At 61.9% G+C, this 18,480-nt stretch carries 15 protein-coding genes and 1 pseudogene; 10 read left to right on the top strand and 6 right to left on the bottom strand.

Translation table 11 applies throughout. From position 1 onward, the window contains the following. Positions 1–30: 30 nt before the first annotated feature. The gene (locus EXQ56_01865) at positions 31–1,113 is read right to left on the bottom strand and encodes a photosynthetic reaction center cytochrome c subunit (GenBank protein MSO19201.1); all 1,083 of its coding nucleotides are present in this window, start codon (positions 1,111–1,113) and stop codon (positions 31–33) included. A 157-nt stretch (positions 1,114–1,270) separates the two neighbouring features. Here EXQ56_01865 and EXQ56_01860 point away from each other — a divergent pair, with 157 nt between their 5' ends. After that, the gene (locus EXQ56_01860; protein ID MSO19200.1) at positions 1,271–2,446 is read left to right on the top strand and encodes a serine hydrolase; all 1,176 of its coding nucleotides are present in this window, start codon (positions 1,271–1,273) and stop codon (positions 2,444–2,446) included. Here EXQ56_01860 and EXQ56_01855 read toward each other — a convergent pair. The 3 genes from EXQ56_01855 to EXQ56_01845 all read right to left on the bottom strand — a co-directional run bounded on the left by EXQ56_01855 (position 2,443) and on the right by EXQ56_01845 (position 6,832). Next, positions 2,443–3,669 (bottom strand): VWA domain-containing protein, encoded by a 1,227-nt coding sequence (locus tag EXQ56_01855; GenBank protein ID MSO19199.1) that lies wholly within the window; start codon positions 3,667–3,669, stop codon positions 2,443–2,445. The genes EXQ56_01860 and EXQ56_01855 overlap by 4 nt on opposite strands. Positions 3,670–3,901: 232 nt before the next feature. After that, positions 3,902–4,831: a hypothetical protein gene (locus tag EXQ56_01850; GenBank protein MSO19198.1), complete on the bottom strand. Its 930-nt coding sequence runs from the start codon at positions 4,829–4,831 to the stop codon at positions 3,902–3,904. A gap of 24 nt (positions 4,832–4,855) precedes the next feature. Beyond that, positions 4,856–6,832, bottom strand: coding sequence for an adenylate/guanylate cyclase domain-containing protein (locus EXQ56_01845; protein MSO19197.1), 1,977 nt, complete (start codon positions 6,830–6,832; stop codon positions 4,856–4,858). A gap of 338 nt (positions 6,833–7,170) precedes the next feature. On the opposite strand from EXQ56_01845, the gene EXQ56_01840 reads away from it, so the two are divergent. Beyond that, positions 7,171–7,512 carry a PilZ domain-containing protein gene (locus tag EXQ56_01840; GenBank protein ID MSO19196.1) on the top strand — a complete coding sequence of 114 codons (342 nt, stop codon included), beginning with the start codon at positions 7,171–7,173 and terminating at the stop codon, positions 7,510–7,512. A 170-nt stretch (positions 7,513–7,682) separates the two neighbouring features. Here the strand turns inward: EXQ56_01840 and EXQ56_01835 are convergent, their stop codons facing one another. Beyond that, the gene (locus tag EXQ56_01835) at positions 7,683–8,177 is read right to left on the bottom strand and encodes an NADH-quinone oxidoreductase subunit I (GenBank protein MSO19195.1); all 495 of its coding nucleotides are present in this window, start codon (positions 8,175–8,177) and stop codon (positions 7,683–7,685) included. A gap of 319 nt (positions 8,178–8,496) precedes the next feature. Here EXQ56_01835 and tadA point away from each other — a divergent pair, with 319 nt between their 5' ends. The 5 genes from tadA to EXQ56_01810 all read left to right on the top strand — a co-directional run bounded on the left by tadA (position 8,497) and on the right by EXQ56_01810 (position 14,689). After that, positions 8,497–9,054, top strand: a complete 558-nt coding sequence (gene tadA / locus EXQ56_01830) for a tRNA adenosine(34) deaminase TadA (protein ID MSO19194.1) — start codon at positions 8,497–8,499, stop codon at positions 9,052–9,054. 54 nt (positions 9,055–9,108) lie between these two features. Next, positions 9,109–10,935 carry a hypothetical protein gene (locus EXQ56_01825; protein ID MSO19193.1) on the top strand — a complete coding sequence of 609 codons (1,827 nt, stop codon included), beginning with the start codon at positions 9,109–9,111 and terminating at the stop codon, positions 10,933–10,935. Then, positions 10,936–11,307, top strand: coding sequence for a hypothetical protein (locus EXQ56_01820; GenBank protein MSO19192.1), 372 nt, complete (start codon positions 10,936–10,938; stop codon positions 11,305–11,307). A gap of 189 nt (positions 11,308–11,496) precedes the next feature. Then, complete coding sequence (locus EXQ56_01815; GenBank protein MSO19191.1) at positions 11,497–13,653, top strand: hypothetical protein; 2,157 nt, start codon at positions 11,497–11,499, stop codon at positions 13,651–13,653. A gap of 172 nt (positions 13,654–13,825) precedes the next feature. Continuing rightward, the gene (locus tag EXQ56_01810) at positions 13,826–14,689 is read left to right on the top strand and encodes a DUF4159 domain-containing protein (GenBank protein MSO19190.1); all 864 of its coding nucleotides are present in this window, start codon (positions 13,826–13,828) and stop codon (positions 14,687–14,689) included. Between the two features lie 256 nt (positions 14,690–14,945). On the opposite strand, the pseudogene EXQ56_01805 reads toward EXQ56_01810, so the two are convergent. Then, a pseudogene (locus EXQ56_01805) lies at positions 14,946–15,038 on the bottom strand (DUF4160 domain-containing protein). Positions 15,039–15,158: 120 nt separating this feature from the next. On the opposite strand from EXQ56_01805, the gene EXQ56_01800 reads away from it, so the two are divergent. The 3 genes from EXQ56_01800 to EXQ56_01790 all read left to right on the top strand — a co-directional run bounded on the left by EXQ56_01800 (position 15,159) and on the right by EXQ56_01790 (position 18,338). Then, on the top strand, positions 15,159–16,274 hold the full coding sequence (locus EXQ56_01800; GenBank protein MSO19189.1) for an rRNA methyltransferase: 1,116 nt from the start codon (positions 15,159–15,161) through the stop codon (positions 16,272–16,274). Positions 16,275–16,423: 149 nt separating this feature from the next. Then, positions 16,424–17,878 (top strand): hypothetical protein, encoded by a 1,455-nt coding sequence (locus EXQ56_01795; protein MSO19188.1) that lies wholly within the window; start codon positions 16,424–16,426, stop codon positions 17,876–17,878. Between the two features lie 313 nt (positions 17,879–18,191). Beyond that, on the top strand, positions 18,192–18,338 hold the full coding sequence (locus EXQ56_01790; GenBank protein MSO19187.1) for a response regulator: 147 nt from the start codon (positions 18,192–18,194) through the stop codon (positions 18,336–18,338). Positions 18,339–18,480: the final 142 nt, after the last annotated feature.

The raw sequence follows: 18,480 nt of genomic DNA, 5'->3' as shown, positions 1-18,480 counted from the left end.
AGGAGCTTCTCGCTACATCGTACCGCCAAACTAGCGCGCCGGCGGGTTGGCGGGCTTGGCGAATTTTGCCGCGTCCACTGGAGTGTTCAACTGCACATCAGTCAGCGTGATGGTGTTGCGCGCCTGTGGGCGGATGGAGGCGATCTTGTGTGCGACCTTTACTCCCGTCACGTCGCGGTAGTCGCTGTAATCGAGTTGCGTGGGCAGGCGACCCACCGGCGTCTCCACGTAGCGGATCAGGCGCAGCAGCGTGCCTGCCTGCGGATCAACGTAGAGGCGCACCGGCGCGCGGCCTGGAGCAGTCCCGTTCAGCACATACGCCTCGCGGTCGCCGATTTTTTCCGGACGGCCCACGCGCCACGCCGTGTAGAGTTTCTTGGCGTTGGCGGCAAGATAGATGGGGTCTTCGAGCTTGGTGCCTTGGGTATCCTGCGCGATCATGTCGCGCACGCCGCGCGAAGGATTCGCCGTCCAGCCCGCGTCGCCGTCGTAGCCGGTGATGTCATCCGCGCCGACCATGTGCACCACCAGCGCGCCCTTGTCCGGGTAGCTCGAGTACATCTCGATAGGCGCCGGGGAATTGGCGGCGTCCTCGCGCATGCCCTTGGCGGACTTGCTGGTTATCTTGGCGATGGCGGCATCGCCGCCCATGGATGCGACGAACTTCGCCAGCAATTGGTCGGCGGTAACGCCTTCCGGCACGGCAGTCACGGTGGTGGGCCGTGCGGCCTCCGACGGCACGGGAGTGCCCACGGGCGCGCGGTTGCCGCGATGGCAGGTGTAGCAGGAGATGGCGCCGCGTCCAGCGAAGTGGCCCTTATTGATGTCGAGGACCATGCTGATCATTTTCCGTGCCATCACCTTATCTTCCTTGTCGTCCTTTTCGTTGGCCCCCGACACGTGGCAGTTGCCGCAGGTAACGCCCAGCGCCATGGTGAAGTACTGCATGGTGATGGGCACCTGCTCGGCCGGCACACCCTTCAGCGCTTGAATGTTCTTGTAAACTTCCTCGGCCATCTTGCCCTGCGCCATCGCGGACTCGACATATCCCGCAATAAGTCCCGCCAGCATTACGATGCCCACTGCCGCCAATCTAAGATTCTTCTTGCTCATGGTTCCCTCCCGGCCAACTTGTTATCCATCGCCGAGAGTATAGCAGAATAGTTCGATCCGCAGATTACACAGATTGCGCAGAGGGTTGAGGTCAGAATGCTCGCCGCGCCGAGGCCAACGGGTTGCGCGCGTTTCGCAAGGGAGGTACATTCAGCCCATGAGCGAATTTCCCGCCGGCCCTCCTTTCCAGTCCATGCGCCCAGGCGCTGATGCTGCGCCAGCGCTCGCCAAGCCGGTTCGCATTTTGCGGCAGGCCGTGATCGAGGGCGTGTTTCCGGGCGCGTCGGCGGCCATTGGGTATCGTGGGGAGATAACGCTCATTCAGGCGGGGCGGCAGACTTACGATGAAAATTCGCCGCCCGTGGGCGCGGACACAATTTATGACTGCGCTTCGCTCACCAAGGTAGTCGCCACCACCGCGCTGGCCATGCTGCTGGTGGACGATGGCGTACTTCATTTGGATAATCCCATCGCGCGCTATCTGCCTGAGTTTCTGGAGCAGGACATCACGGAAACAGAAGTTGACATGCGGAAGCGCGTGACGGTGCGTCATCTGCTGGCGCACAGCTCCGGCTTGCCCGCCTACGAGAAGTTTTTTCTGCGCGGGCGGCAGCGCGAACACGTGCTGGCCGAGGCACTCGCCCTTCCGCTGGAGGCCGCGCCGGGAACGCGCACGGTCTATAGCGATGTGGGATTCATTCTGCTGGGGGCGTTGCTGGAGTGGGCGGCGTCCTGCGACTCGCATGTGGATGGGGTGTTGTCTCGCTGCCCTCGGGAAATTTTCTCGCCATTGGGCATGACCAGTACGTTCTTCAATCCGCTCCGCGAACTGTTGCCGCGCATCGCACCCACGGAGATTGATAACGATTTCCGGCACCGCCTGATTCACGGCGAAGTCCATGACGAGAACGCCTGGGTGATGGGCGGAGTCGCGGGCCACGCGGGATTGTTCTCGACCGCGCCGGACTTGGCGGTGTTCTGTCAGATGATGTTGCAGGAAGGAATGTGGAAGGGAACGCAGATCATCAAAGCGGAGACGATCCGCGAGTTCACGCGCAGCCAGCCCGGCAGCCCCGCTGGCCCTTCCGGTGACGGCGCGCCGCGCGGACTCGGTTGGGACAAGCCCAGCGCGCCGTCGTCATCTGGGAAATACTTCTCGCCCGCCGCCTACGGCCATTTGGGATTCACCGGCACGTCGCTGTGGATTGACCCGGAGAAGCAACTCTTCGTCGTGCTGCTCACCAACCGCGTCCACCCCACGCGCACGAATGAAGCCATCCGCGTGTTCCGCCCCGCCTTCCACGACGCCGTCGTCGAAGCCCTCGGCCTCTAACGGACGTTGCTGGGGGGGGGCGGTGCCGCCGCGCCCTTGCCGCCGCGGGTGTACATGTAGCCGGGGCGGGTGCGCACGTTGAGCTTCTCGCCGGGCCGGGCGGCCTGGACCAGGATGTGGTGGAAGCTGGGCTTGTCGAGATTATTGGGGCGGTAGGTGAGCATATACTGGTCGCGCAGTTCCTGGCCGATGCGGGTGATGGCATTTTCCAGCGACTCCATGTTGTTGGAGGAGAAGTCCGCCGCGCCGCTTCCTGTCGCATAGAACTTCATGTGATTACCACCCAGCAAATTCTTGGTGTAGGTGACCAGCTCCTCGATCAGCGGGAGTATATTGAGGTTCGCCGTGCCGATGGGGATCTGGGTATCCGGCGTGGGCGGCGCATTGGCTGGGCCGGGCCGCCAGATCACTCCGGCAGGATAAGCGGCGGCCGGGCCTTCGCTCTTGGTGCGATCGATCATGCCGCGAACCGAGTCGAGCGAAACGGTGTAGACGCTGATGCCCATCTGCTGCGCGCCACGCAGCACGAACCCGGCCGTGGCGCTGGAGCCTGTGTCGCGGGCCTCGGAGATGACCACGGCCACTTTGCGGCGGCCTTTGCCGCGCCGTTGCAGTATGGTCAGCGCGCGGCTCACGGCGTCGCTGAGGTGGACTTCGTCCGTACCGGCCTTTATGTTTTTTAGCGTGGACTCAATCTTCTCGGGGTCGGAGGTGAAGTCCTGCGCGAGGCGCACCTCGCGATCAAACGTAATGATGGCGGCCTCGCCCGTTTCGCCGAGGATCAATTGCGTAAAGAGAATGCCGGATCTCTTGATCTCCTCGAGCGCCTTTGCGACGCGCCCGCTGGTCTGCACCACCACCACCATCGATAGCGGGTCGAAGCTCAACTCGAAATTTTCGATGCGCTGTTGCTTGCCGTTGTCCAGGATGCGGAAGTCGGTGGGATTCAGGTCGGTGACGAAATTGCCGTCGCGGTCGGTAACCGTAACCGGGACGGTAACCACCTGCACCTCCACTTCAAACATCGGCGGCGCGGCTTCTTCTTCGGCCGGAGGCGCCTGAGCGGACTCCGCGCTTTGCGGCGCGGCGGGTGGAAGATTCTGTATGGCGATGGGCGCTGGTGCCTGAGATTGGCCCGGATGCAGTCCTGCGCCAAAGCTCATCAAGATAAATGAGACCAGGAAAAGCAAGGAAGCCCCGTCGAACTTCACCGGGATGCGCATGAGCTTATTCTGGCACAGCAGCGGGGCGCGAACAAGTGACAGAGCCGCGCGCGTCAGCGAGCGGACCCGGCCTGAGCGGGCACGATGTGCAGCGTCACGCGCCAGAATCACTGGGAAGGTTGGGGAAGCGTTGGAAAAGCAATGCGGCGAGCAATGAGAAAGCGTTGCGGCCCGGCCACCGGGTCCGCTCGCTGACGGTCGCGGCACTGTCACGGGCGCTGTTACTTTGCCGCTACTTGGCTGCGCCGGATTCCAGGCGGTCCCAGCCGAGTTTGCCCATCAAGTCGTTGAGGCGGCTCTGCACCCATTCCTGCTGGCTCATGCTTGTATTCAACTGGCCGTAGGTGCGCGCGGCGGCGTCCAGCATGCCGTTGTCTTCATAAAGAAACGCGAGCAGGAACAGCGGGCCGCTATCGTCCGGCGCGGCGGTGCGCATCTCCAGCAGACTGGCCTCGGATTCCTTGACCAGCGCGGCTTTATCGCTGGGTAACAGTTGAAAGTAGGAGCCGACTTCGGCCACGTTCTCAGCGTTTTCGAAGGCGGTAACCCGCCACCAATATTTCTGCCCGTATTCCAGAGCGGAGGACTCCGCCGGATATTTCAGTTCGGACGCGGGAATGACCTTCTTCCACAGGATGCGTTCTTCGCGATCCAGCAGCTTGACTTCATAGCTGGTGGCGTTTGCGACTGGGTCCCAGCGAAACTCCGGCTGCTGGCCGGCCACGTTGGTGCGCGAAGGCGTGCGCAGGATCACCGGCGCGCCCCGCAGACGCAGCATCCCGGCCTGTTGTTTGCTGGCGCTGGCCAATAGACTGGCGGGCAGCTTGCAGTTGGGTACTTTGCGTTCTTCGCCGAGCTTGCCCTTGCGAACCTGCATGGCGGTTGCCGTAAACTCGGCTTCGCCATCGGCCAGCAGTTTAGCGCCGCGCGATTCCGGGCAGAACAAGATCGTAGCTTCCGCGCCCGCCGCGGTAATCACGCGGTCACCGACGCCGATCAGGTCGGCGATGCGGGCGGGCACGCCGGTGGTCTGGCCGGCGCGAATCATACGGACATCGCCTTTGATCATGGGCAGCAGTCCCACGGTCTGCGCGTCAGCGGAGGTTGTGAACGCTGCCAGGCTGATCAGGATGAATCTAAATGAACGGATTGGCATGGACATCTCTATCTCCTTGGTCCCTTGTAACTATCTTAATCCCGTTACTTCATAAAGAGTGACCGATTCCGCGACGCCCTTCATGTCGGCCTTGCCGACACACTTCGCCGTAATCATATCGGCGACCAGATGATAGGTGGTCTCGCTGATCAGCAGTTGCGTCCCGAAACCCTTGTTCTCGCTTTCAATGCGCGCCGCGCGATTCACGGTGTCGCCCATGGCGGTGTACTCCATCTTCTCGGGCGCGCCGATGTGGCCCACCATCACGATGCCGGTGTGGACTCCGATGCCCACGCGAAGCGGCTCCTGCTGCTGCGTGGCGCGGCGCTCATTCATGATCCGGTTGCGCTCGACCATGCCCAGTCCGCAGGCCACGGCGCGCCGCGCATCGTCAACGTGCTCCACCGGCGCGCCCCATATGGCCATGATGCCGTCGCCGATAAACTTGTTAATCATGCCGCCGTGGGCCTTGACCTCCGCCGACATGCCCCCGAAATACTCATTTAACTCTTCCACCAGTTGATGCGGGTCGCGGCCTTCGCTGTAGCTGGTGTAGTTGCGCAGGTCGGTGAACATCACCGTGATCTGCTGGCGGTTGCCGCCGAGAGGGATGTCGCCGAACTCCAGCAACTCGCGCGCGACGTCTTCGTTGACATAACGGCCAAAGACTTCCTGCAGCAGCTTCCGCTGGCGGCCTTCAGTCAGCGAGGAAGCTGCGTATGCAGCTCCCGATGAAAGCGCCAGCGCCAGTAGCACCGGAACTTTCGGCAGCACCAATCCGGTTTTCAGCACTTGGGCGGAGAGCAGAAGATATCCAGCCGCCAGTAGCACCAGGGCCGCGGCGCTGGTGACCAGGTTGCGATGCGAGCCGCACCAGCGAGCAATGCCTGCTGCCGCGGTGGCCGCCAGCAGCATCAGCAGAAGAGTCGCCCAACTCGGCGTGCCGCGCAGGAAGCGGCTCTCCAGAAGCGCGGCCAATACATTCGCGTGTATCTCCACTCCGGGTGTCAGTTGCGGCGAGTCGCCGGCGCGATAAAACGGCGTGGGGTGCGTGTCGGATGATTCGATCGTGCCTACCAGAACCACTTTGCCTTCAAACATTCCGCGTAGCGCTTTCTCGTCCTGCTTTTCCGCGGCGCGCAATACCTCGATCATCGACACTCGTTTGAAGTGCTTTGCGGGGCCATAGTATGAAATCGCCACGGCGCGGTCGCCATCCACCGGCACCACGCGCTCGCCGAGCTGCAACGCCGGTGCCGCCCCGCTCGCGTAATCCGCGGCGTTCCAGGACTCGCCCGTCGCCGCAGCGGCCAGGCGCGCGGCCAGCGATTCGATTGTGCCATCATTGCTGATTAACTGCTGGCGGCGGACGAAGCCATCGGCATCGAGCGTAAAGTTGGCGAATCCGGTGAGTTGCATGGTGTTGGCCAGCAGGTAGAGAGGCAAATGGTCGGGCACGCCATCCGCTGTATCAAAAGCCATCACGAAGGGAGTGGTCATGGCCACTTCAGAAAAGGCTTCGGCGATTTGACGGTCGTAGTCCGGTGCCCAGGGTTCGACGGAGATGGCCAGGAAAATATCGAACGCAGCAGCCTGGGCTCCACCTCGCCCGATGGCGCGCATCAGCGCTGCATATTGCGGGTGCCACAGGATGCGCGGGGCAGGAATGGCTTTTTCGGTCGCGGGGTCCATGGTGACAATGACGATGTTGTCCGGTGGGGCGCTCTCACCAGCCCAGATCACCGTCTGATCGTGAATCTTCAGCTCCAGTTGACGCAGCGCGCTGGTGGCGCTGAGTCCCCATGCGGCGGCGGTGGCCAGCGCAATGACGGCGGCGCTCAACGCCCCTCGTTGCCAGTTCTTGGAGCGCCGGGGCAGTGCCGTAGGAGTTCCCAGGGATGCACGAGCGGGGGCGGGCATATGAACAGGCGCGGGACCATCTAAATCTGGCGGTATGTTTTTCCGTTCCCCGGGCTGTATGTTTTTCCGTTCCATTGACTCGCCCATTTACGGTGTGCCTATAATCCGCGATTTCAATATGCGCCGCAATGATGATAGTGCGCCGCGCTACTGGCGACAAGAGTACTTGAGGACCAGGACTCTTTTCTCATACGAATAGCGAATGCTGCCAGTCCCTCCTTTGCTTCGACTCACAACCAGTCGGGCGCAGATACACAAGGCGGGCGGGGAGTTCACAATCGGTATCAGTCCCATTCGCCAGACCGCTGGTGGGGATTCTATGGTACTTTTAGTGGGATTAATGGTTGGAATCGACAACGCACACGGGCAGAGGGTCTCGGGTCGTTTCAAGGTGCCGGGTTCAAGCGCGCCCCAAAGTTAATAACATGGCTGAAGAGAAAAAATTTCAGGAAAAGCGCCGCGTTCCGCGCTTGCACGTCACCTTTCCAGTGGTGGTGAACTGGGGCCGCAAGCAGTTTCGCTGGCTGGCGCGCGAATTCAGCGAGTACGGAATCCTGCTGAACGGCTCAAATAAGGATATGGTGGGCCAAGACTTGAAACTCGAGATCGGGTTTGAGCCGGACAGCAAGCCACTGGAAGTCACTGGCATCGTCGCCTATTCCACCGATACCGGCGTAGGCGTGCGCTTTAAGAATGTGCCGTTGGAAGTGCAGCAGTCCCTCAAGCATTACGTGAAACAGCACGGCATCGGCATCAACCGCAAGTAGCCCCGCCAGAAATTATCATTCCAAACAGAACACGCAATAGAACCATGCAACAGAGCCGAGACCGTGAGGGAGTGGACCCGTTGGACCATAATTCGTGACATAGCTCGTGACCCTGGAACGTGACCACTCCTTCGGGGTCGTGGCGCTGTTGCGAAAATGTGTGTGAAAACTTACTGAGTGTAGCGCGTTGGCCGGGGGCCTTCTTCGAGCATCTGGCGGTCCCAGATGGCGCCGTCGCGCGTGTAGCTGGCCAGCTCGAAGTCCTGTGAAAGTTCCAGCGCCTCCACCGGGCAGGCGTCTTCGCACAGTCCGCAGAACATACAGCGCGAAGTGTCGTAGGTAAATGTCGTGAGGACTTTCTTGTTAGTGGTCTCGTCGCGTGCCGTGGTAACCACGATCAAGCGCTCGGGGCAGGCCAGCGCACAGAGGTTGCAGCCGATGCAGAGCGTCTCGGCGGTATCCGGATTGATGTTCAGCCGCGGCGCGCCGCGATACCGTTCCGCCACCGCGGGACGTTCCCTGGGGTACTCCTCGGTGTAGAGATCCTTGGGCTTGCCAGGGCGAGCGAGCGCGAGATTGTACTTCATGGTCACGGCCATGCCCTGGAAAATCTCCACCAGGAATAGCTTCTTCAGGAAACCTGCAACTCCGCCGCTCGTGGCCATTGAATCCTCGCGCTGAATGGTAATGCGTCCCGCGAATCCCCAGCCGGCGCAGACACATGGAATACACATGGCAAGCCGGTAGGACCGAGAACCAAACTATTACCCTAACGCATCTCGTGGCCACTTGCAAGTGGAGCGCGGGGCGGCTAATGCGGTAGTCTTTTATTGGTAGCCACGGTGCGCGCAATTCTCGCCGTGGACTGGTGATGCCACAGGAAACCCCACGGCCAGAAATACGCTGACCGTGGCTACCAGAGCGAGCTGGCGATAGGGGTCAACAGGTAAGCGTCCTTGGGAACTGGGGACCGATTCATTCAATATGAGAAACTCACCGGCAAAAATTCCCACTGCGCGCGATCGCGATGAGTTCTACATGCGCCTGGCGCTGGAGCAGGCCCGCCGTGCCGCCGTCGGGGGCGAAGTGCCGGTGGGCGCGATCGTCATCATGACGACAAAGCTTGGCGACGAAATCATTGGGCGCGGGCGCAACCGGCCTATCGGCGCGGGCGACCCCACGGCTCACGCTGAAATCGTCGCGCTGCGCGCGGCGGCGCGCCGCGCAGGCAACTATCGTCTGCCGGGCGCCACGCTCTACGTAAGCGTCGAGCCTTGCGCGATGTGCGCCGGGGCGCTGGTGCAGGCGCGGATCACGCGGCTGGTCTATGGCTGCGATGACCCCAAAGCGGGCGGGGTTCGCTCGCTTTATCGCATCGCCGACGAAGCGCGTCTGAACCACCGCATCGCGATCTCCCGTGGCGTGCTGGCCGAAGAGTGCGCCGAGCTGCTGCGCCAGTTCTTCAAAGTGCGGCGCAAAAGCGGCAAGGGAATTTCGGCGCAGGAGACGAAAAGTCCGGGGCTGCGGTTGACAGGCTTGTAGCAGACTTCTAAACTTGCGGAGAATCGATCAAAATCGTAGGACGTATAACCACTTATGAATTATCCTCTACAAACGATCCGCCTTGCGATTCTAGCTGTATCCCTTCTGGCGGCTCATCGAGCTTACGCCCAGATCATCAACACTGTCGCAGGGAACCCGCTGCTCGATAACCGGCCTGCTCTGCAAACTCCCTTGATTCGCCCGGAGGGCGTGGCGGTTGATTCATCCGGCAACGTTTACGTCGCCGACTACGGCAACTTTGTGATTCGCAAGATCGCGGCGTCCACCGCGGTGAGCACCATCGCCGCCGGAGGTGGTAGCACCTTTGATGACGCGCTGCCCATCCCCGCCCGCAGCGCAGCCCTGGGACTGCCAATTGCGCTTGCCATCGACGCCGACGGCAGCGTGTATTTTTCGGATTTCACGCTTTCCCGCGTGCGCAAGATCACGCCGAGCGGCACGGTTACCAACGTCGCTGGTTCAGGGCAATTTGATTACTCGGGCGACGGCGGCAGAGCGGTTCTCGCCGATCTGTCCGGGCCGACCGGGCTGGCCATTGACCGCGCGCGCAATGTGCTTTACATCGCCGATACGGGCAACCGCGTGATCCGCCGCATCGACCTGCGCAGCGGCGTCATCGAGACCGTGGCCGGCAATGGAATGATCGGCTACAGCGGCGACGGAGGTCCCGCGCGGCAAGCTAGTTTTAGTGTTCCCTGGGGCCTGGCCGTGGACCTGGCTGGCAATCTCTTCATCACCGACAATCTGTATGACCCGTTCGCGCAGACCAGCTTCGCCGTGGTGCGTAAAGTGGACGTCAACGGCATCATCACCACCGAAGTTCCCCGGCAAGCAGGACTGGTGCTCTCGAAATCAGTGGCAGTAAACGCGGCGGGGCAGTTGCACGTCGCGGACTCCTATTTTTACGACAGTGGAATTTTTCGCGTAGGAGCGGGCGGCGCGCTCACGCGCATCGCCGGTGGCGCCGGTCTCTCTGGTTTTCCGCAGGACGACATTCTGGCCACGGCCGATCATATGCCGGGTATCAACAACTTCACTTTCGATGCCGTCGGGAACTTGTTCATCACCATCGATGGCTTGGGAATGGTGCGGAGAGTGGACTCGAGTACGCAGCGAGTGCGCACCTTAGCGGGAACTCCGGGCGTTCTGGATGGCGGCCCCGCGCTGGAAGGCGCCCTCTCCTATCCCACCAGCATTGCCTTCGCGCCGGGCGGGGAATATTACATCACGGACATCAATCATCACCGCATCCGCCGCGTCAGCGCGGCAGGCGTCATTTCGACGGTGGCGGGAAACGGTCTGCCCATTGCGGTCCCGGATGGCTCGGTGGCGGCGTCTTCCAGCCTCGATACTCCATTTACGGTATCGGTTGATCGCGATGGCAATCTGCTGTTTACAGAAGCCTACAGCATGGTCCGCAAGTTGAACTTGTCCACTGGCCGGATCACCACCATCGCGGGCCGGCTTTACCAGCGCGATTACAGCGGTGATGGTGGACCCGCCACGGCGGCAGAGTTTGATGGCCCTTACATGGCCATGGGAGACGCCGCGGGAAATGTTTATATCTCCGATCGGGAGAATCACTGCATTCGCCGCGTTAATTTCGCGGGAATCGTCACGCGCATCGCCGGGCTGTGCCGCCAACAGGGCTACCGTGGCGATGGCGGCTCCGCGCTACAGGCGCAGATGGATCGACCGGAAGGTCTGGCCTTCGACGCCACCGGAAATCTGTTGATCGCCGACAGCGGAAACTCCGTGGTGCGCCGCTTGAATCTTTCCACCGGCATCATCTCGCGCGTGGCGGGAGTCGGGGAATCCTCGGGCTACACGGGCGATCTGGGATCGCCGCTCGATGCGTAGATGGGCACTCCCTCCGGGCTGGCCGTGGACCGCAACGGCAACATTTTCGTATCCGATGAAGAAAATCATGCGGTGCGCGTGGTGCGCGGGAATGTGATCGACACCGTCGCAGGATTTGGATTCCCAGCCTTCTACGGCGACGGGCTGGAAGCGCGTTTCGCTTTTCTCAACACACCGGAAGCCGTGGCCGTTGATGCGGCGGGAAACATCTTCATCGCCGACTCGAACAACAATCGCATCCGGCGCATTCTGTTGTCCACGGGCAGGCCCGCTTCACTTCGCGTGAGCCGAACCTCCATTGCGTTTCGCGTTCAACAGGGCGGCGGCGGCACCTACCCGGAAGTGCTGGCCATCCAGAACTCAGGGTCCTGAATCCTGACCTGGAGCATTGATACAACGACCGGCACCGGAGGCCGCTGGATCAGGCTTTCCGCCACCGCCGGTTCGGCTCCCTCATATGTTCTGGTAACCGCGGACCCCACCGGCCTCACTCCGGGATCGTATCAAGCTACGCTGACGGTCCGCTCGACGGAGAATCCAGCCGGCACAGTAACCATCCCCGTGTCGTTGGTGGTGGACCCGCCAAGCGCGGCGCGGCTCTCGCTCTCCACCGGCTCGCTGGCTTTTGAAGCCGCGCAGGGGAGTTCCGCTGCCGGTGATTCTCGAATTCTCTCCGTGTCCAACACCGGCGGCGGCGACTTGATCTGGCGCGCTGAAATGGTTCTCTCTCGCGGCAGCGACTGGCTGAATATTTCGCAGAGTTCCGGGACAGCCCGGCCCGACCGGCCCAATGACATTGCCGTCTCCGTGAACCCCGCCGGGCTAGGGACGGGATTCTATCTGGGACTCATCACGGTTACGCACACCAGCAGCGGCGCGACGGCCACGGTGTTGGTCTCCCTCCAGGTATCGCCGCCGGAGGGACGCATCCTGCTCAGCACGGACAGCATGACGTTCACCGCCGTCCAAGGGTCCAACTTCATCCCCTCCCAGTCGCTGCGCGTTCTCAATCAGGGGCAGGGACGGATGCAGTGGCAGTTGCGCGCGCGAACGGAGCAAGGCAGTTGGCTGAAGGTCTCCACGCCCAGTGGTGAGAGCGACAGAGCGCGGCCGACGAGTTCGCCCGAGGCAGCCGTGGAAGTGGATCCGGGGGAACTGGCGCCAGGTCTCTATGGCGGATTACTGTTGGTGGGTGCCCCCGATGCGCGCAATAGTCCGCAGGTGGTCAGCGTGCTGCTGCGCGTCCTGCCGGCGGGATCGGCGCCCATCGCCACCGTGTCGCCTACCGGGGTGATCCTCTCCGGCACCGTGGGCAGCGGACCGCAACGGCAATCCGTCGCCCTGCAGACCACCGGCGGCGCGCCACTCACCTACTCCGCAGGCGCAGCCACCTCCGATGGCGCCGGCTGGCTGACCGTCAGTCCCGCGCAGGGATCGTTGCTGAGTTCCGCCGAGCTCTCACGCCTGCAGATTCAGGCCACGCCCGGTACGCTCGCGGCGGGCATCTACCGCGGCTCCGTCAACCTTACCTTTGGTGATGGACGCACCAGTGAAGTCGCGGTGGTCATGGTTCTGCGCGCGGCGGCCTCGGCGAGCGCGGCGCGCCAGCAGGTTGCGGAACTCCGCAGCACCGACTCCGGCGATGAACGCGCCGCCGGGGAATGCGTGCCCACGCGCCAGGTGATTGTCAGCACGCGGCTGGGCAACAGTTTCTCGATTCCCACGGGATGGCCCGCCGTGCTGGCCACCGCGGTTACGGATGACTGCGGCGCGGCAGTTCCCAACAGCACGGTTTCGGTTAGTTTCAGCACCGGAGACACGCCCATGCTGCTGACCAATCTCCGCGATGGTTTCTATACCGGCACATGGGTTCCGCAGCCACCCGCGGCGGGCCCGTCGAATGCGGTTCAGATTACTCTGCGCGCGCTGAACCCCGGTTTGCAGGAATCCAATTTGCAGCTTACCGGGCAAATCGCTCAGGACACCGCTGTGATCAATGGCTTGCCCGTTATTGTGGAGAATGGAACCGTCAACGCGTCCAGCTTCGCGCCGCTGCAACCGATTTCTCCGGGCAGCATTGTCACCATCTTTGGCCGCGACCTCGCATCGGCGGGAGCTTGCTTTGGGGGCAACTGCGCCACCAGCCTTCCTCTACCGACCGTGCTCGGCGGCGCATCGGTAAAAATCGGTGGCGTGGACGCGCCCATTTTCTTCGCCGGTCCCACGCAGATCAATGCCCAGGTTCCCGTGGAGTTGACCGGCCAAAACTCCGCCGACGTGGTGGTCTCCGCCCGTGGCATCGTCAGCGCGGCGCAGGCTATTCAGATTGATCCGACGCAACCCGGCATATTCACCGCTGGCGGAACGCAGGGCGCGATACTCAATGAAAACTTCTCTCCCAACTCGATCAGCAACCCGATTGACCGCGGCTCGGTCCTCCAGATTTTTGCAACGGGTCTGGGCCCCACTGAGCCAGCCGTTCAGACCGGTCAGCCGGCTCCGCTCACTCCGCCATTTGCCACGCTGGTGAATCCTGTGGCCATCTCCATCGGCGGCGCAGCTGCTTCCGTGGAGTTCCAGGCGCTGGCTCCGGGCTTTGTCGGACTGTATCAGATCAACGTTCGCGTTCCCGCTAACATCGCTCCCGGCAACACCGTGCCGCTGCGGATCACGCAAAGCGGCATCACCAGCAACCAGGTTACGGTGGCGATTCGCTAGACTGGGGCGCGTTTCCACACCATTGCCCGCGTGCCTTTTTTTGAAGCGAATCCAGTACCACTGCGTGCGGCGGTGGGTTAAACTCGCAAGCGTAGCGCTCCAAGCGAGCGCGTGGAACCGAAGCGGGCCTTGCGCCGCGCGATTCAGCATCTCGCCGGGAGACAACGCCGGAATGAATGATCGCAGACCACCTCCGAGACACCGCCCGCGCAACTTGCCACGCCTGCTTGCGGCGGGCCTGATCATTTGCATGGTCGCGGCCATTGCCAGCAGCCAGAATGGCGGTCGCCGGCGCGGCATGGACCCCAGTCAACCGCGGAACCGCGCTCCCAGCGCTAACGAACGATTCCCTGAAGCCGAGTTTCACATGGGCCGCATGATCTACTCGACGCGCGGCGGCGCCGGATCGCGCGGCTACATCAATCCGTGGTGGGCAGTGGATTATCCGATGGCCGAGGAACACTTCACGATTGCGGTGAACCGCCTGACGAACATCTCGTCTTTTGGTGACAGCCGCCACGTGGAGCTTACGGACCCGCGCCTGTTCGACTATCCATTTCTATTTCTGCAGCAGCCTGGACAGGGCAACTGGCGTCCCACCGACGAGGATGCCGAGCGTCTGCGCGAATATCTGTTTCGCGGCGGCTTCATGCTGGTGGATGATTTTCACGGCGAGTACGAGTGGGCCGTCTTCGAAGCCGCGATGCAGAAAGTTTTGCCCGGCCTGCCCATTGTCGATATCCCCGATGACGACCCCATGATGCACGTCTTCTACGACCTGAGCGACCGTAAGCAACTCCCCGGTCTGCGCCATCTGCGCATGGGCCGCGACGGTCAGATTGCCGTGCGCATGGAAGGCCCCGTGGCCTGGCGCGGCATCTACGACGACGCCGGCCGCCTGGTGGTGGCCATGAACTTCAACATGGATATGGGCGACTCCTGGGAACACGCCGACGACCCGTACTATCCCGCCGAGATGACCGGCCAAGCCTACCGCCTCGGCATCAACTACCTCATCTACGCCATGACCCATTAGCAGGGCGCTCTGACGCTCTAACAGGTCGCTGCCGCGTGCGCCCGTTTGGTCGGATGCTGTGCCTAATCCGAGCCGCGCCGGCGCGCCGGGATGATGGCGCGCCCACCATGCACGAAAACCAGAACCCGGAACGCAGTCGAATCATTCTGAAAAGCAGGGATGCCTCTGAACGCAGGACTGGGTCGCGCATCTGCCTATCGTGGACGCACCATGACATTTAATAGCTGGCGCGGCTCGGATACACTATTCCGGCGCGTTCCCGGCGAACATGAACGTGCAAAGGCTCGCCGCAGTCGAAAATGTAGAAATAGAATCGGTAGGGTCCCGGAATGTCTTTAATCGTGGGCATCACAGTCGATGTGTTCAACAGCAAATAACGTACTACGATAGCCTGTGCCTGGCGGGCTGTACAGCAGGAACATCCAGCATCCGTTGGCTGAATTTGCTATGCTCCATTGGGTCACATCGTATGCAGCTACCTCCGGCATTGCGCGCCGCGCTCGAAAACGAAGCGGCACGATTCAGGCTCGCCGAACTTTCGGCGGCGCACGCGCGCCTTTCGGAGAGTTACCGCAACGGAATCCCACTGCAACGATTGTCTGACGCCGAGCGCATGGCCTACGCTCTGGCTCGGATGCCTGCAACGTATGCGGCGGGCAGGGCCGTCCTCGAAGAAGTTGCTAGAGTGTTTTTGCCGGCTCTGTCACGCCATCCCGAAAAAAGCGCCGCGTCGGCTATCACCACCATACTGGACCTGGGCGCGGGGACGGGCGCGCTGGCCTGGGCGGCGGCGGAGTGCATTCCGACACTGCGCCAGATGACGCTGCTGGAGTCGGACGCCGGAATGATTGCGCTGGGCAGGACGCTTGCGGCGTCATTGTCCCAAGGAGCGCCCCTGGCAGCGATTCGTGAGGCGGAGTGGGTGCAGGCCGACATGGCATCTGAGATGGCAGGGGCGCAGTTCACGCCGCACGATCTGGTGGCGCTGTCTTACTCGCTGGGCGAGTTGCCCGCCGATGCCGCGTCGCGCGTATTGGAGCAGGCTTGGAACGCCGCGCGCCGCTTGCTGATTATCATCGAGCCGGGGACGCCCGCGGGATTTGCGCGCGTGCGCGAGTGGCGAACGAAGTTGCTTGGAATGGGGGCGCACATGGTGGCTCCCTGTCCGCACGCGCGCGAGTGTCCCCTGACAGAGGTAAAGTCAGAGACCAAGATCGAGACCAAGGCGGGAAATGACTGGTGCCACTTCGCGCAGCGCGTCGAGCGGACGGCGTTGCATCGCCGCCTCAAGGGCGGGCAGCTTGGGCACGAAGACGAGAAGTTTTCCTACATTGCTTTCAGTAAAGTTCCAGTCGCCTTGCCGGAGGCCCGGATCATACGCCATCCACACGTGGCGCCCGGTGTAATCAAACTGAATCTGTGCGCGGTGGAGGGGCTGCGCGGGGCGGTGATCACCAAGCGCGACCGACCAGCATTTCGCCGCGCGCGTCATGCCAAATGGGGTGAGGCCTGGGACGAGGCGGGAGGGGCCGAGATCCAAACAGAGCCGCGACCGTCAGGGAGCGGTGGTTCGCTCGGCGAGTGACTGCGAGCAAAACCAACCCCCGCTCCCTGACGGTCGCGGCTCTGTCGCGCGCCGGAAAACAAATCCTTGCACTCACACGTGGATTGCATTAACTTAGCATTCTCTTTCCTACCTCCATCTTTGCGATCGAGAATTGGCCGAGGAGTGCGATGAGTTCAACTTCGATACCGTCAGGGATACCGGTGGGAATGCCGGCGGGCCCAGCGGGCGAAAGCTATAGCTGGCACAAGATTGTCGGAGCCATCGCCGCGCCGCTGGCGCTGCTGGGATTGTGGTCGGCGCCGTTTGGGCTGGAGCCGAGGGCGCAGCACGCGCTGGCCATCTGCTGCTTCATGGTGGTCTTGTGGATCACCGAGGCCGTGCCGCACGCCATCACCGGGCTGATTGGGTGCTGGATGTTCTGGGCGTTCAAGGTCGCGCCAATCCGCACCGCGTTTTCCGGCTTCGCCAGCAGCGAAGCGCCCTGGTTCCTGCTGGGCGCGCTGTTTATCGGCATGATGGTCACCGAGACGGGCTTGGCGAAGAGGCTGGCTTTTCTGGTGCTCTCCTGGATCGGCAAGTCCTACTCCAGCATTCTGCTGGGATTGCTGCTCGTCAATTTCGTGATGACCGCCATGATCCCGGCAGGCCCGCCGCGCGTGATTCTGCTCGGGTCGCTGGCATTGGGCGTGGCGGCCAGTTTTGGGTTGGGTGCGAAAAGCAATTTGGCCAAGGGACTGATCCTGGCTGTCACGTTCTCGGCCACATTGAATGACAAGACCATCCTGGGCTCGACGCCGGCGATTCTGGCGCATTCGCTGATTGTGGAACACGGCAAGGTCCAGCTGCTATGGAGCCAATGGTTTCTCGCCTATCTTCCGCTGGGGATCGCCAACCTACTCGCCATCTGGTGGTACATCCAGCGGGCCTACAAGCCTGAGAAGTCCGAGATGCCGGGCGGCAAGGCGGCATGGCGCGAGCAGTTGGACGCGCTGGGGCCGTGGTCCGGTCGGGAAATGCGCGCGGCGTTTTGGACTGGCTTGGCCATCTTGCTGTGGTCCACGGACAAGATTCACCATCTGCCGCCCGGCGTGGTTGGGATGGGCGTGGGGCTGGCCGCTACGTTGCCGGTGATCGGCGCGGTGAGCATGGAGGAGTTGAAGAAAGTTAATTTCTTCATCGTGCTGTTCATGGGCGCCGCGCTCAGCATGGCCGAGGTGCTGCGGGATACCGGGGCGGTGGGCGTGCTCTCGACCGCCATGTTCGGAGCCATCGAGCCGATGATGAACAGCATTTCGAACGCCACCTGGGTGCTCTACTGGTCTGGATTTGTGGCCCATCTGTTGCTGGCGTCAGAGACTTCGATGGTCTCGGTGAGCATGCCGGTGATTATGCAATTCGCGCACGACACCAATCTGAACCCGATGGCGCTGGGGCTGATCTGGAGCGTGGCCACGGGCGGCAAGTTGTTTATCTATCAATCACTGGTGCTCATCGCTGGTTACACGTTCAATAGTTACGGCGCCAAGGAAATAGCCAAGATCGGTGCCTTCTTCCTCTTCTTCCAATTCGTAATGCTCCTGCTCACCGTCAATTTCTATTGGCCCTTGCTAGGCATTCGTTGATGAACGATGACAGATAATGTACAGATAAGTGTACCGACGATCTATTGTCCTGTGCCCATAACCTCCCGTAAAGTAGCACTTTAGAGGCCCGGTGGCGTGGCGCAATAACGGATGTTCATTGTCCATAAAAGTAATCGGTCCCCAGCCGCGAGCCGATAGTGAGAATGAGGGCAAACTCAGGGAGGGGATGGTCCGGCTAGAGTCTGGCCATCAACTGTCTGTGTCCTTAGAGTTGGATTATTCCATTCCTGTCCTCCCGTTAGCTGCCATGGGAATGGCGAGTATACAGTTTCGCATTCCCAGGAGAAGATGAATGCCGTCCACGATTCTGATTGCCGATGACGAGCCCGCCTTCCGCGAATATATGGCGACCCTGCTGCGCACGCAGGGCTTTCGCGTGGTAGCGGCCGCTAATGGAGTCGAGGCGCTGAAGGAATTCGCCTCCGTACAACCGGCCTGACCCGCCCGAGATTTTGTACCAATCCTTGTGAGAGAGTTTACATCACAACCTGAGGCCGAGAAACCGGGTTTTTGACAGGGCTATAGGCCCCCGGCGCCGGGGGCCTATAGCCGAGCGCCGAGTGCGGCCTGCGGGTGTTGTA

Source organism: Acidobacteriota bacterium (genome assembly GCA_009691245.1).
Taxonomy (GTDB): domain Bacteria; phylum Acidobacteriota; class Terriglobia; order 2-12-FULL-54-10; family 2-12-FULL-54-10; genus SHUM01.
This window is presented reverse-complemented; position numbering and strand designations above follow the sequence as displayed.